General features: G+C 63.1%; 15 protein-coding genes. 6 read left to right on the forward strand and 9 right to left on the reverse strand.

Annotation, left to right across the window (positions count from 1 at the left end; all coding sequences use genetic code 11):
* Window positions 1-173: 173 nt before the first annotated feature.
* Genes PARACOCCUSGL_RS0105535 through PARACOCCUSGL_RS0105555 form a run of 5 tightly spaced genes read left to right on the forward strand, consistent with a single transcriptional unit; the run spans window position 174 to window position 4,497 of the window.
* A complete protein-coding gene (locus PARACOCCUSGL_RS0105535) occupies window positions 174-959 on the forward strand; it encodes a sulfite exporter TauE/SafE family protein (RefSeq protein WP_010394002.1) in 786 nt (261 codons plus the stop codon).
* Window positions 960-987: 28 nt separating this feature from the next.
* Entirely contained in the window at window positions 988-2,139 is a 1,152-nt protein-coding gene (gene dapE / locus PARACOCCUSGL_RS0105540) for a succinyl-diaminopimelate desuccinylase (RefSeq protein ID WP_010394005.1), read from the forward strand.
* Window positions 2,136-2,555 carry a GNAT family N-acetyltransferase gene (locus tag PARACOCCUSGL_RS0105545; RefSeq protein WP_010394006.1) on the forward strand — a complete coding sequence of 140 codons (420 nt, stop codon included), beginning with the start codon at window positions 2,136-2,138 and terminating at the stop codon, window positions 2,553-2,555. Before dapE ends, PARACOCCUSGL_RS0105545 begins: the two co-directional genes overlap by 4 nt.
* Window positions 2,552-3,067 carry a hypothetical protein gene (locus PARACOCCUSGL_RS0105550; protein WP_010394008.1) on the forward strand — a complete coding sequence of 172 codons (516 nt, stop codon included), beginning with the start codon at window positions 2,552-2,554 and terminating at the stop codon, window positions 3,065-3,067. The genes PARACOCCUSGL_RS0105545 and PARACOCCUSGL_RS0105550 overlap by 4 nt, the downstream gene beginning before the upstream one ends.
* A 50-nt stretch (window positions 3,068-3,117) precedes the next feature.
* A complete protein-coding gene (locus tag PARACOCCUSGL_RS0105555) occupies window positions 3,118-4,497 on the forward strand; it encodes a glutamate--cysteine ligase (protein ID WP_010394011.1) in 1,380 nt (459 codons plus the stop codon).
* Window positions 4,498-4,563: 66 nt separating this feature from the next.
* Here the strand turns inward: PARACOCCUSGL_RS0105555 and PARACOCCUSGL_RS0105560 are convergent, their stop codons facing one another.
* From PARACOCCUSGL_RS0105560 to PARACOCCUSGL_RS0105585, 6 genes are all read right to left on the reverse strand, one after another.
* Window positions 4,564-4,977, reverse strand: a complete 414-nt coding sequence (locus PARACOCCUSGL_RS0105560; protein ID WP_010394014.1) for a DUF2852 domain-containing protein — start codon at window positions 4,975-4,977, stop codon at window positions 4,564-4,566.
* Between the two features lie 87 nt (window positions 4,978-5,064).
* A complete protein-coding gene (locus PARACOCCUSGL_RS0105565; protein ID WP_010394016.1) occupies window positions 5,065-5,676 on the reverse strand; it encodes a TetR/AcrR family transcriptional regulator in 612 nt (203 codons plus the stop codon).
* A 9-nt stretch (window positions 5,677-5,685) separates the two neighbouring features.
* Window positions 5,686-5,976 carry an HPr family phosphocarrier protein gene (locus PARACOCCUSGL_RS0105570; RefSeq protein ID WP_010394018.1) on the reverse strand — a complete coding sequence of 97 codons (291 nt, stop codon included), beginning with the start codon at window positions 5,974-5,976 and terminating at the stop codon, window positions 5,686-5,688.
* Window positions 5,973-6,398, reverse strand: coding sequence for a PTS sugar transporter subunit IIA (locus tag PARACOCCUSGL_RS0105575; RefSeq protein ID WP_029371582.1), 426 nt, complete (start codon window positions 6,396-6,398; stop codon window positions 5,973-5,975). The genes PARACOCCUSGL_RS0105570 and PARACOCCUSGL_RS0105575 overlap by 4 nt, the downstream gene beginning before the upstream one ends.
* A 22-nt stretch (window positions 6,399-6,420) precedes the next feature.
* Window positions 6,421-7,380: an RNase adapter RapZ gene (gene rapZ / locus PARACOCCUSGL_RS0105580; RefSeq protein WP_010394020.1), complete on the reverse strand. Its 960-nt coding sequence runs from the start codon at window positions 7,378-7,380 to the stop codon at window positions 6,421-6,423.
* A 10-nt stretch (window positions 7,381-7,390) separates the two neighbouring features.
* The gene (locus PARACOCCUSGL_RS0105585) at window positions 7,391-7,819 is read right to left on the reverse strand and encodes an HPr kinase/phosphorylase (RefSeq protein WP_010394021.1); all 429 of its coding nucleotides are present in this window, start codon (window positions 7,817-7,819) and stop codon (window positions 7,391-7,393) included.
* Between the two features lie 228 nt (window positions 7,820-8,047).
* Here PARACOCCUSGL_RS0105585 and PARACOCCUSGL_RS0105590 point away from each other — a divergent pair, with 228 nt between their 5' ends.
* A complete protein-coding gene (locus PARACOCCUSGL_RS0105590; RefSeq protein ID WP_010394022.1) occupies window positions 8,048-9,646 on the forward strand; it encodes a phosphoenolpyruvate carboxykinase in 1,599 nt (532 codons plus the stop codon).
* A gap of 94 nt (window positions 9,647-9,740) precedes the next feature.
* Here the strand turns inward: PARACOCCUSGL_RS0105590 and rnr are convergent, their stop codons facing one another.
* From rnr to fdhD, 3 genes are read right to left on the reverse strand one after another with little or no spacing between them, the layout of a single operon-like run.
* Complete coding sequence (rnr, locus tag PARACOCCUSGL_RS0105595) at window positions 9,741-12,005, reverse strand: ribonuclease R (protein WP_029371584.1); 2,265 nt, start codon at window positions 12,003-12,005, stop codon at window positions 9,741-9,743.
* Between the two features lie 60 nt (window positions 12,006-12,065).
* Complete coding sequence (locus PARACOCCUSGL_RS0105600) at window positions 12,066-12,284, reverse strand: formate dehydrogenase subunit delta (RefSeq protein ID WP_010394025.1); 219 nt, start codon at window positions 12,282-12,284, stop codon at window positions 12,066-12,068.
* The gene (gene fdhD / locus PARACOCCUSGL_RS0105605) at window positions 12,281-13,081 is read right to left on the reverse strand and encodes a formate dehydrogenase accessory sulfurtransferase FdhD (RefSeq protein ID WP_010394026.1); all 801 of its coding nucleotides are present in this window, start codon (window positions 13,079-13,081) and stop codon (window positions 12,281-12,283) included. Before fdhD ends, PARACOCCUSGL_RS0105600 begins: the two co-directional genes overlap by 4 nt.
* Between the last annotated feature and the right edge of the window lie 25 nt (window positions 13,082-13,106).

A 13,106-nucleotide genomic window follows, 5' to 3' on the forward strand; every position in this document is an offset into this window, starting at 1 on the left:
CCGGGAAACGGCGCAGGCGCAATGCGGCTTGTCCCTGCCGACCGGCGCCCATGTCAGCTGCCTTTACCGTTTGCAGCGGATTTCAGCGCGGGATATGGATCGGGCGATGCACGAACCTTTGCTTTCCCCGCCCGCTTTCTTGTCCCGCCCGGGCCTGCCGGGTGCATCCTGACATGGCGGATGCGATGTTCGGGCTTGACGCCTTTCATTTCTGGATCGCTGTGGCGATCACGCTGTTTTCCGGCTTTGTCAAAGGGGCGATCGGCTTTGCCATGCCGATGATCATGCTGGCGGCGCTCGGCTCATTTTTACCGGCCCAGCAGGCGGTGGCGGCGGTGATCCTGCCGGTGCTGATCACCAATATACGCCAGGCGCTGCGCCAGGGCTGGGGACCGGCATGGCAGACGACTGTGGCCTGGCGCTGGCATGTCGGCATGGTGGTGCTGTTCATTCCCATCAGTGCGTTTTTCGCCACCCGCATCCCGCAATGGCTGATGTATGCGCTTATCGGTCTGCCGATCACCGCCTTTGCCCTGTGGCAGATCATGGGCCGCAGCCTTGCCCTGCCGGTGCATCATCGCCGCGTGATGGAGATCGTGACCGGCGCAATCGGCGGCCTTATCGGCGGGATTTCGGGCATCTGGGGACCGCCTTTGCTGGTCCTGCTTTTGTCGCTGCAAATCCCCAAGGACGAACAGATGCGCGCGCAGGGGGTGGTGTTCTTTATCGGTGCGATCGCGTTGACGGGCGCGCATCTGCAATCTGGGCTTTTGAATGCGCAGACCCTGCCCTTTTCCGCCATTCTGGTCATCCCGGCGCTGATTGGCATGTGGCTGGGCTATCTGGCACATGACCGGCTGGACGTGAATCAGTTCCGCCGCTGGACGCTGATCCTTCTGGTGCTGACCGGGGCAAACCTGCTGCGGCGCGCGCTGGAGCTTGCAGGCCCGGCGATGTAACCACAGTCCAAAAGCGAAAGGCCCCGCCATGACGACGATCCCCGACCCCGCCCGTTTGACCGCCGACCTGATCCGCTGTCCCTCGGTCACGCCTGATGAGGGCGGCGCGCTGACCCTTTTGGCCGGGGTGTTGAGCAAGGCAGGTTTCACCTGCCAGCGGGTGGATCGTGAGGGGGTGCCAAACCTTTTTGCTCGCTGGGGAAAAAAGGGCGCGGCGCGCAGCTTTGGCTTTAACGGTCACACTGATGTGGTGCCTCCGGGCGATCTGGCCAGCTGGACCCACCCGCCGTTTTCCGGACACGAAGAGGATGGCTGGATCTGGGGGCGGGGCGCCACCGACATGAAATCGGGCGTTGCGGCCTTTGCCGCCGCCGCCATCGCCTTTGTGACCCAAACCCCGCCCAAGGACGGGTCGATTATCCTGACGATCACCGGCGATGAAGAAGGACCGGGCAGGCACGGCACCCGTGCGCTGCTCGACTGGATGCAGGCCAATGATGAACGCATGGACGTCTGCATCGTCGGCGAACCCTCGAACCCCGACCGTATGGGCGAGATGATCAAAATCGGCAGACGAGGCTCGATGACCCTGCGGATCGAGGCGCAAGGCGTTCAGGGCCACGCCGCCTATCCCCATCGCGCCCGCAACCCGATCCACGCGCTGGTGCGGCTGCTGCATGGGCTGACTTCGACACCGCTTGATCACGGGACCGAGCATTTCGATCCTTCGGGCCTTCAGGTTACGACGGTCGATTGCGGCAACCCGGCCTCGAACGTGATCCCCGAACGGGCGCAGGCGACGATCAACATCCGCTTCAACGACGCCCATGACTCGGGCAGCCTTGACAGGATGATCCGCGCGCGGGCCGAGGCGATTTCGGCCGAGACCGGCATCAGCTTTGCCATCTCGGCCGAGGTGTCGGGCGAAAGCTTCCTGACCCGGCCCGGCCCCTTTGTCGATCTGGTCACGGGTGTCGTGCGCGAGGAAACCGGGATTGATCCGGTGCTGTCCACCTCGGGCGGCACCTCGGATGCGCGGTTCATAAAAGATCACTGTCCGGTCCTTGAATTCGGACTGGTCGGACATTTCATGCATCAGGTTGATGAACGTGTCCCCGCCGATCAGGTACGCCAGCTTGCCCGTATCTATCGCCGTGTTCTGGAGAGCTATTTCTCATGATCGAAAAGACCACCGATCTTGACACCTGTCGCGACATCCGCCGCGAAGTCTTTATCCTCGAACAGAACGTGTCCGAAGATGAAGAGTGGGACGGGCGCGACGACGAGGCGCTACACCTGCTTGCCCGCGATGCACAGAACCGCGCAATTGGCACCGCCCGCATCCTGATCGAGGGAAAGACCGGCAAGATCGGCCGCGTCGCGGTGCGGAAATCTGCCCGCGGCACAGGGGTCGGCGCGGCACTGATCCGCGCGGCGCTTGAGGAATTGCGCACACTGCCCGGCATTACTCGCGCCAAGCTGGGCGCCCAGACCCATGCCATCGGCTTTTACGAAAAGCTGGGCTTTGTCGCCTATGGGCCGGAATATGATGACGCCGGCATTCCCCATCGGGACATGGTTCTGGATCTGGAATGATCCGGCCCGAACTAGCCGAAAAACTGCGCCCCTGGGCCGAAACCGGCGCTGCGCTGCTTGCCACCGCCTTTGGTCTCTGGGTCTTTTCGTTGGGCGGGTGGCTCTTTTGGCCCTTGGGCGCGGGATTGGCGGGGGCTTCGGCTCTTTGGGCGCTCGATGCGCGGCGCCGAATGCGTTTTCGTCATGCCACGCTGGGACCCGGCGTGGTCGAGCTTGACGAAGGCGCGATCCGTTACATGTCCCCCAACCCGCTGCTCGGTGGCGAAATAGCACTGCGCGAACTGAACGAGATCCGGCTGACCCGTCTGAGCAGCCGCCTGCACTGGCGGCTGAAAAGCGCGGATGGGCAGGCGCTGCTGATCCCGGTCGATGCAGCCGGGGCCGAAGATCTGGCCGGTGCCTTCTCGACCCTGCCGGGGGTCGAGATGGGCCGGCTTGCTGCCGCGCTCGGGCCGGAAAGTCCAACAATCCAGACCGTTTGGACGAGGCCGGCTCGCACCCGCTTGACTTGAGACGCGGCACTTGCCACCTGTGACACGCAAAGGCAAACGAGAGGCCACCGATGTCCATTCCCCAACAGGGCGGCGGCCCGATCGAACACACCGCACAATTGGCCGAATATATCGCCTCGGGTGAAAAGCCGCGCGAGAAATGGCGCATCGGCACCGAGCATGAAAAATTTGGCTACCGCCATTCCGACCATATGCCCCTGCCCTATGAGGCCCCGGCAGGACAGCCCTCTGTCAAAGCCATGCTGGAGGGGTTGCAGGCGCGCTTTGGCTGGACCCCGGTACTTGAGGCGGACAACATCATCGGGCTGGAGCGTAACGGCGCCAATATCAGCCTGGAACCGGGCGGGCAGCTTGAGCTGTCGGGCGCGCCCCTGGAAACCATTCACCAGACCTGTGACGAGGTGAACCAGCACCTGGCCGAGGTCAAAAGCGTCGCCGACGATCTGGGCGCGGGCTTTATTGGTCTGGGCACAGCCCCGATCTGGTCCCAGGAACAGATGCCGATGATGCCCAAGGGCCGCTACCGGCTGATGACCGACTATATGGGACGGGTCGGGACTCTTGGTACGCAGATGATGTATCGCACCTGCACCGTGCAGGTGAACCTCGATTTCGCATCCGAGGCCGATATGGTGCAGAAACTGCGTGTGGCGCTGGCGCTGCAACCGGTCGCCAATGCGCTTTTCGCCAATTCGCCTTTCCTCGACGGCAAGCCGAACGGCTGGAAAAGCTGGCGTGCGCATATCTGGCAAAACCTGGATGATGCCCGCACCGGGCTTTTGCCCTTCGTCTTTGAGGACGGGTTCGGCTATGAACGCTGGGTCGATTACGTTCTGGATGTGCCGATGTATTTCGTCTATCGCGACGGCAAATATATCGACGCGCTGGGGCAGAGCTTCCGCGACTTTTTGCAAGGCCGTCTGCCAGCACTGCCGGGCGAGATCCCGACGCTGTCGGATTGGGCCGACCACCTGACCACCGTCTTTCCCGAAGCCCGGGTCAAGAAGTTCATCGAGATGCGCGGCGCCGATGGCGGTCCGTGGCGGCGGCTTTGCGCCCTGCCCGCACTATGGGTTGGGCTGATCTATGACCAGACGGCACTGGACGCGGCCTGGGATCTGGTCAAGGGCTGGGATCATGAAACGCGCGAGGCATGGCGGCGCGGCGCGGGCGTTCACGCGCTTGATGCCGAGGTGAACGGCACCCGGATGCGCGATCTTGCCCGCGAGGTGCTGAACATCGCCGAAGCAGGGCTTAAGGCGCGGGCACGGGCCGGTTCGGGCGGGCTGGTGCCGGATGAGACGCATTTCCTTAACACGCTCAAGGAAAGCGTCGAGAACGGCAAGGTCCAGGCCGATGAGCTGCTTGAGAAATATCACGGCGAATGGGCGGGCGATCTGAACCGCATCTACGCCGAATATTCCTACTGAGCCGATCTTTGTAAAAAAGAAGGGGCCGGGGTTTTCCCGGCCCTTTTGCATTGCTTGACCGTCGCCTCAGGCCTGCGGCTCACGCGGCTCGTTGCGGTTTTGCATGAACTGGTCGAACTCGGCCTTGTCCTTGGCCTCGCGCAGCTTCTGCAGAAAGTCCAGAAACTCGCGGTGTTCGTCCTCAAGCCGCTTCAGCGTTTCCTCGCGATAGGCGTCAAAGGCGCTATTGCCGGTCGGCGCAGAGAAACCGTGACGATAGCTGCGGGCAGAGTGGTGGCGATGGCGGCAGGAAAACATCCGTTTGCTCCAGATCATGTAACCCAGGATAGCCAGGCCCAGGGGCCAGCAGGCGACAAAGGCCAGGATCATTGCAGCGATCCAGGCGCCCTTTCCGCGCTCGTCCAGCCAGTCCCGGACGCCGGCGAGCACTGCCCCGATCCGGTCGAAGACAGAAGGGCGCGGGGCTATGTAGGTGTTCATTGCGGTCCCTTTCCAATGTAAATGTTAATTACATTTACATAGATGGCGCGCAACGAGCCCCGGTCAAGACTTTCGGCTAATTTTTTTTCACTCAGGGATGACGCCCAGACCGCGCAGATAGATCAGCGCCCCGCTTTCCAGCATATCCGCAGGCGCAACGGGCGAACGTGAGCCGGGCTTGCCCCGGCCAAACAGCTCGACCACGCCGTGGCTCAGCGCCCAGATATGATCGGCGACCATGCCGGGCGGTGGGCGGCGACCCTCGGGCAGCTGACGAAACAAAACCTCGGCACCACGCACCAGCATCCCACGCGCACGCTCGGACGCCTGCGCCAGTCCGGCATTACCCGCAATCGAGATACCGGATTCGAACATGGCGATGTAAAAGCCGCGCCTTTCAGCGGCAAAGCTCAGATAGGCCTGCCCCATGCGCAGAAAGGCGGTCAGCGGAGTCGGCCTGCCATTGTCGAAAGCATCGTCCAGACGTTCCGAGAACTCATCGAACCCTTGCCGCGCAACCTCTTCCAGCAATTCGTCACGGCCAGAGAAATGGCGATAGGGCGCGGCGGCACTGACACCGGCCAGACGCGCAGCTTCGGCCAGAGTAAAGGCCTGCGGGCCCTTCTCTTCGATCAGCTGTACCGTGGCCTCGACAAGGGCCTGACGCAGATTGCCGTGATGGTAGGACGCGCGGGCCATGTCCGGCCCTTACATGCCTTCGCCGAAGTAATCCTCGACAAGGGCGGTCAGCGCATCGGCAAGCTCTTTCGCCTGTGCGCCGGTTGTCGTGACGCGAATGGCACTGCCGCGCGGAGCGGCCAGCATCAAAAGGCCCATGATCGAATCGCCTGCAACCGACATCCCGTCTTTTTCGACGGTCGCCCGTGCATCAAAACGCTCAACCGTCTCGACGAATTTTGCGCTGGCCCTGGCGTGAAGGCCCTTTTCGTTGATGATCGCCAGTTCGCGGGTAATCGCCCCGTTGGTCATATCATTCATGAAAAGGCACGTTTCGGGATGGGCAGCACATCGGCGGGCACGACGTCATAGCTGTTGATATACTTGCGGCCCGCATCCTTGGCCAGCGACACCGCATCGGCGACCGGCAACTTGCGCGACTTGGCCAGCTTGACCAGCATGGGCAGATTGGCCCCATAAAGAATGGCCCGGTTGCGCGCCGCACAAGCCATCAGCGACAGGTTCGAAGGCGAGCCGCCGAACAGGTCCGTCACCACGACCACGCCGTCGCCCGCATCCACCGCGTCGGCAGCGGCACATATTTCGGCCTGCTTTTCGCCACGGTCATGGTTTTCCTCGATCGCCACGGCCCTGATTCCGGTCTGGGGCCCCACAACATGTTCGACCGCCGAGAGATATTCCCGGGCCAGGCCCCCATGCGCCACGATGACAATCCCTATCAATTCGCCTCACCACGCACAGCCGTCAACCCTGCGCCCGGGCCGTGCGAGAGGCCAAAACCTGGCCATCATCCCAAGGTGCCGGCGCCTTTTCACGGCGTTCAAGTTCCCGATGTCTAATTGACACCTGCCAGCCTGCTTTCGCAAGCGCATCTGCCATTTTTTCCGCCATTGTGACAGAACGGTGTCGCCCCCCTGTGCAACCAAAGCCGATTGCCAGATGGGCTTTACCTTCCTCAAGATGGGCAGGCAGGGTAAAAAGTGCAAGATCACGGACGCGACGGAAGAATTCGTCGAATCGCGGATCGGCCATCACATAGTCCTGAACAGGCGCATCACGCCCGTCCAGAGGTCGCAATTCCGGCTTCCAATGCGGGTTCGACAGAAAGCGACAGTCAAACATCATGTCGACGCCGCGCGGCACGCCCCGCTTGTAAGAAAATGACTGGACCGAGACGGTCAGCCTGCGCCCCGGCTCGGTCTCGAACCAGCGCGACAGCTCGGCCTTGAGATCATGCGGCGACAGCTCTGATGTATCGACCAGCACATCGGCGCGCGCCCGGATCGGGGCGAGCATGTCACGTTCGGCCACAATCGCTTCCAGCGGCGAGCCCTCAAGCCGCAGCGGATGGCGGCGGCGGGTCTCATTAAAGCGGCGCAGAAGCTGTTCGGTCGAACAGTCCAGAAACAGTACTTCGGGCGCATATTCGGGCAGCCGGGTCAGCCGGTCGATCAACTCGATAAGGTTTGAGACCGAAAAGTCGCGGTTGCGCACATCCAGCCCCAGCGCCAGGGGCACAGGCCGCGTCGGGCCATCCAGCAGCCGGGGCACCAGCGACAGCGGCAGGTTGTCGATGGCCTCGTAGCCCAGATCCTCAAGCACGTTGATCGCGGTCGAGCGCCCGGCACCCGACGGGCCGGTGATCAGTACCAGCCGCTGCGCTTCTTCTTCATGGGTCTCGGTGGGGCTGTTGGCCTCCGGCATCGCTTGGCTCTTACCTCCCGTGCATATCCGTATCGGCCCTGCCGGCGATAAGATATTGCAGCAGCATCGGCGCAAGATGGACCTGCCCCGCGCCAAGGACAAGAGGCAAGCGGCAATCCATCAGCTCAATGTGGCGATCGGGCGGCAGGCGGTCGGGCTCGGGCCGCTCAAGATCCACCGCCAGTGCCAGTTCGACCGGGCCATGGGCCTGCGCATTCAGAATACCGACCCCGCGCGCCTCGATCCGGCCACGAATCGAATCGGGGGCATCGGCGATGATCCGGCCCTGCCGGACGTTCAGAATGGTGCGGTCATCGGCAACCAGCTCCGCGCCAAATGCCATCAACTCAAGCGCGAGCGTCGATTTTCCAGACCCCGAGGGGCCAAGGATCAGCAGCCCCCTGCCGGAATGGGCGATGCAGGACGCATGCAGGATCATCGCGGGCACCTCATTCGTCGGGGGCGAATCACCCCGGTTTTCGCGCGTGGACGGCTTGGCTTTGTGACGTTTTCTTATGGACAACTCTACGGCCGGGCAAATGATTGCGCTAACCTTTCCTGATTGCGCTAACCCTGTCCATAACTGCACTTTCGCCGGGGAAATGCCGTGTTATAGGACGCGCAACGGCCGGTTGCCGGCCCGGAATTAAGCAGGAGCACAGGTGCCATGACCGAACCGCGCGTCAATCCGAATTGCCGTCTCGAAGACCAGGGAATCACGGGGCTCGGCAAAGTCCACTACAACCTGCTCGAACCGGCGCTGATCGAAGCTGCGATCCAGCACGGCGAAGGCAGGCTGGGTCTGGGCGGCACGTTCCTTGTCTCGACCGGCGCCCATACAGGCCGCTCGCCCAAGGACAAACATGTCGTGCGCACCCCTTCGGTCGAAAACACCATCTGGTGGGAAAACAACCGCCCGATGGAGCCCGAGGCCTTTGACCGCCTGCACGCCGATATGCTTGAGCATATGAAGGGCAAGGAATACTACGTTCAGGACCTCTACGGCGGCGCGGATCCTGCCCTGCGCCTTGACGTGCGGGTCGTGACCGAACTGGCCTGGCACGGGCTTTTCATCCGCCACCTTCTGCGCCGCCCCGAACTGGCCGAGCTTGCAAGCTTTGTGCCCGAGTTCACCATCATCAACTGCCCCAGCTTCAAGGCGGATCCGGCGAAACACGGCTGCCGCTCGGAAACGGTGATCGCGCTGAACTTCGACAAGAAGCTGATCCTGATCGGCAACACCGCCTATGCCGGCGAAAACAAAAAGTCGGTCTTTACCCTGCTGAACTACATCCTGCCGGAAAAAGGCGTGATGCCGATGCATTGCTCGGCCAACCACGCGATCGGCAATCCCGATGACTCGGCCATCTTCTTCGGCCTGTCGGGCACCGGCAAGACCACGCTGTCGGCCGATCCCTCGCGCACGCTGATCGGCGATGACGAGCACGGCTGGTCCGACCACGGCATCTTTAACTTCGAGGGCGGCTGCTACGCCAAGACGATCAACCTGTCGGCCGAGGCCGAGCCCGAGATCTATGCCACCTGCTCGAAATTCGGCACCGTGATCGAAAACATGGTCTTTGATCCGGACACGCTGGAGTTGGACTTCGAGGATAACTCGATCACCGACAACATGCGCTGCGCCTATCCGCTGGACTATATCTCGAACGCCTCGGCAAGCTCGCTGGGTGGTCAGCCCAGGAACGTGATCATGCTGACCTGCGACGCCTATGGCGTGCTGCCGCCGATCGCGCGGCTGACCCCGGCGCAGGCGATGTATCACTTCCTGTCGGGCTTTACCTCCAAGACCCCGGGCACCGAGGTCGGTGTGACCGAACCGACCCCGACCTTCTCGACCTGCTTCGGCGCGCCCTTCATGCCGCGCCGCCCCGAGGTCTATGGCAAGCTGCTGCAGGAAAAAATCGCCAAGACCGGCGCAACCTGCTGGCTGGTCAACACCGGCTGGACCGGCGGCGCTTTCGGCACCGGCAAGCGCATGCCGATCAAGGCTACCCGTGCCCTGCTGACCGCTGCGCTGGACGGTTCGCTGAACAATGCCGAATTCCGCAAGGACCCGAATTTCGGCTTCGAAGTTCCGGTCTCGGTCCCGGGCGTCGAGGACAAGTTGCTTGATCCGCGCCAGACCTGGACCGATCCTGCGGCCTATGATGCCCAGGCACGCAAACTGGTCAGCATGTTCAGCGACAACTTTGCCCAATACGCCGACAAGATCGACGACGACGTTCGCGCCGCCGCCATCGGCTGAACACTGACGGCGAAAGTCTGACAGGGAAAACAACAAGGGGCGGTCCACCGGGCCGCCCCATTCATTATCAGATCGCTGCGAGGTCTGGCGCGTTTCAGCGCTGGCGGCGGACGCGGCGGCGTTTTTGCGCGCGCTTGATTTCAGCCAGCCGGGCCTGGGTCGCACGCTTGCGCATCGGCCCTTTGCCTGCGCCGCGACGGCCGCTTTGCGGCAGCGGCCGACCCTCGACCTCCAGCAACTCAAGCATCAGACCGCCGGTCACCGGCACCGCCTCGGAAAGCCGGACGGTGACCCGCTGACCAATACCGATCTCCAGCCCCGTCTCTGACCCCATGAGCACCTGCGCATCGGGGTCATAATGGAAATACTCTCGCCCGATCTCGCGGATCGGCAAAAGCCCGTCCGCCCCGGTTTCGTCCAGCCGTACGAAAGCGCCGAACCGCTGCACGCCACTGACCCGACCGGTAAACTCGGCCCCCACCCGATCAGCCAGATAGGCCGCAAGATAGCGGTCAGTGGTATCCCGCTCGGCCGCCATCGAACGGCGCTCGGTTTCCGAGATATGTTGCGCTGTCTCGGACAGTCGCTCGATATCCTGCGGCGACAGCCCGTCAGCGCCCCATTTATGGCCGGTGATCAGTGCGCGATGCACGATCAGGTCCGAATAGCGACGGATGGGAGAGGTGAAATGCGCATAGGATCGCAGCGCCAGTCCAAAGTGACCAAAATTCTCGGGGTGGTAATAGGCCTGCTGCATGGAACGCAGCGCGGTCATATTGATCAGCTCATCGAACTCTGATCCCTCGGCCTGTTCCAGCAGCCGGTTCAGATGCCGGGTCTGCAGGACCTGTCCACGTGCAAGGGTAAAGCCCGAAGCCTCGGCCACCTCGCGCAGCGCATCAAGCTTTTCCACCGTCGGCTCTTCGTGCACGCGATAAAGCAGCGGACGGCGCAGACGCTCAAGCTCTTCGGCGGCGGCGACATTGGCCAGCACCATGAATTCCTCGATCAGCCGGTGCGCGTCAAAACGTTCGCGGAAGTTGACCGATTTGACACGCCCGTCAGCAGTCAGCTCGATCCGACGCTCGGGCAGGTCAAGTTCCAGCGGCTGGCGACGCTCACGCGCGGCCTTCAGCAGCGCATAGGCAGCCCAAAGCGGGCGGATCACACTGTCGATCAGCGGGCCGGTCTGCTCATCAGGGTTGCCGTCCGCCGCTGCCTGCGCCTGCTCATAGCTAAGGCTCGCGGCCGAACGGATCATGCCGCGATGAAAACTGTGGCTGACCTTGTTGCCCTGCGCATCCAGCCGCATACGCACGGCGATCACCGGCCGGTCAATGCCTTCATGCAGCGAACAAAGATCCCCTGAAAGGACGTCGGGCAGCATCGGCACCACCCGGTCAGGGAAATAGGTCGAGTTGCCGCGCAGCCGTGCCTCACGATCAAGGGCCGAGCCGGGGCGGACGTAATGCGCCACATCGGCGATGCCGACCCAGATTGTTGCACCGCCGTCCTCATGCGTCTCGGCCATGACGGCATCGTCATGGTCGCGGGCATCAACGGGATCAATGGTGACAAATGGCAAATGGCGCAGATCCTCGCGTGACTTCATGGTCGCGGGGCTGGCGGCATCCGCCTCGGCGATCACGTCGTCGGGGAAATCATCGGGAATGCCGTGCTGATGGATGGCGATCAGGCTGACCGCCCTGGGCGCCGAAGGGTCGCCCAGCCGTTCGACGATGCGTGCCATGGGCAGGCCAAGACGGCCGCGCGGGCCGACCTGTTCGGCCTCGACCAGTTCGCCGCTTTGCGCACCATGGGCGTCGCCGGGGCGCACCTGCCATTCCTTATCCTGCCCCTTGTCGATGGGCAGAATACGCCCCCCCGCCTCGGGACCGCCCGCCGAGGCGCGAAAAATGCCGACGATGCGGTGCTGGACCGTGCCGATGCGGCGGATCAGCCGGGCCTGATAATCATGATCCTCGCCCCGGGTCTCGATCAGCCGGGCTAGGATGCGTTCACCCGGCGCGACCGCCGGGTCGGATTTAAGAGCTGCGTACAGGATGCGCGGCATCGGCCCCTCACCCTGCCACTCCAGCGGCCTGGCAAAGATGTCGCCATCGCGATCGGGCGGCAAAAGCTGCACCACCGTCACCGGAGGCAGACGCTCGGCATCATGGTAATGGCGGCGGCGGCGTTCTAGCAGACCGTCGGCCTCAAGCTCTTTCAGAATACGCTTGAGCTCGATCCGCGCCGCCCCCTTTATCCCAAAAGCCTTGGCGATATCGCGCTTGGCGGTGGCGTCCGGGTGGGCGGACACCCAGTCGAGAATCTCTTGCCGGGAAGGTAGCTGTGCCATGCCGTCACGCTATCACGCCGAAAGCTTGGGCGGCAGAGGCAAAAAGCGCACCTGCACCGATCAGATGCGAATGAGATCCGCCGCCTCGCGCACCACCGGATCGGCCTCGGCACCGGCACGGATCTGTTCGACAAAGTCCTGACGCATGCGGGGCGACCAGGAATCGTTGATATGGGCGGCGACAGCCTCAGGCGCGGGGCGATCAGGCTGGCTGCGAAAGAAATCTGCCATCTGGGTCGCCATACGGATCAGCTTGTTATGGGTCATGGTCTCGGTCATCTCAAACCTGAACTTCCGGCGATACGCCAGGGGTGGGTGTAAAGATCAAAACTGTCCTGCCGCGAGCGTGCGATCAGCGTGATGCCCGCGCGTTCAGCCCAGTCAAGCGCAAGCGCGGTCGGGGCGCTTGCACCGATTAAAACGGGCGCACCGATACGGGCAGCCTTTTGCACCAGATCGACCGACAGGCGCGAGGACATGACAATCGCACCCTGCCCCGCCGCCTGTCCCGCAACGGCAAGGGCACCGGCCAGCTTGTCCAGCGCATTGTGACGGCCAACATCTTCGCGGGTGATGGCGCGGGCACCATCCCAAAAGGCCGCGCCATGAATCGCCGGGGTCTGGCGGCGCAGGATCTGCCCTTCGGTCAGCGCGGCCATGGCCTCTGCCACCTGTTCGGGCGGCATAGACCAGTCCGAACTGACGGGCACGATCTCGGGCAAAGCTGCCTCGATACTGTCCACGCCGCACAGCCCGCAACCAACCGGGCCAATCATGCTGCGCCGACGCTCGGCCAGTCGTGCTGACAGGCCGGGACGCAGCCACAGCCGTGCCTCGCATGCGGGAAAGCCGCGGGCCGGGGCCTCGGCTTCGTCAAACCCCTCGACATCCTCGGGCGAGGCGATCAGCCCCTCGGTCAGCGCAAACCCCAAAGCAAAGTCGCGCAGGTCATGCGGCGTCGCCATCAGCACCGCCTGACTCATGCCGTCGATGACAATGGCGACGGGGCATTCCTGCGGCGCCGGGGGCGGTGCGGCCTGATGCCAGCCGCCCTGCCAGCGCAAAACCCCGTTCATGTCCCGCATCCGGTCCGGAACCTGG

This window comes from Paracoccus sp. TRP (genome assembly GCF_000185925.1).
GTDB classification, from domain to species: Bacteria; Pseudomonadota; Alphaproteobacteria; order Rhodobacterales; family Rhodobacteraceae; genus Paracoccus; species Paracoccus kondratievae.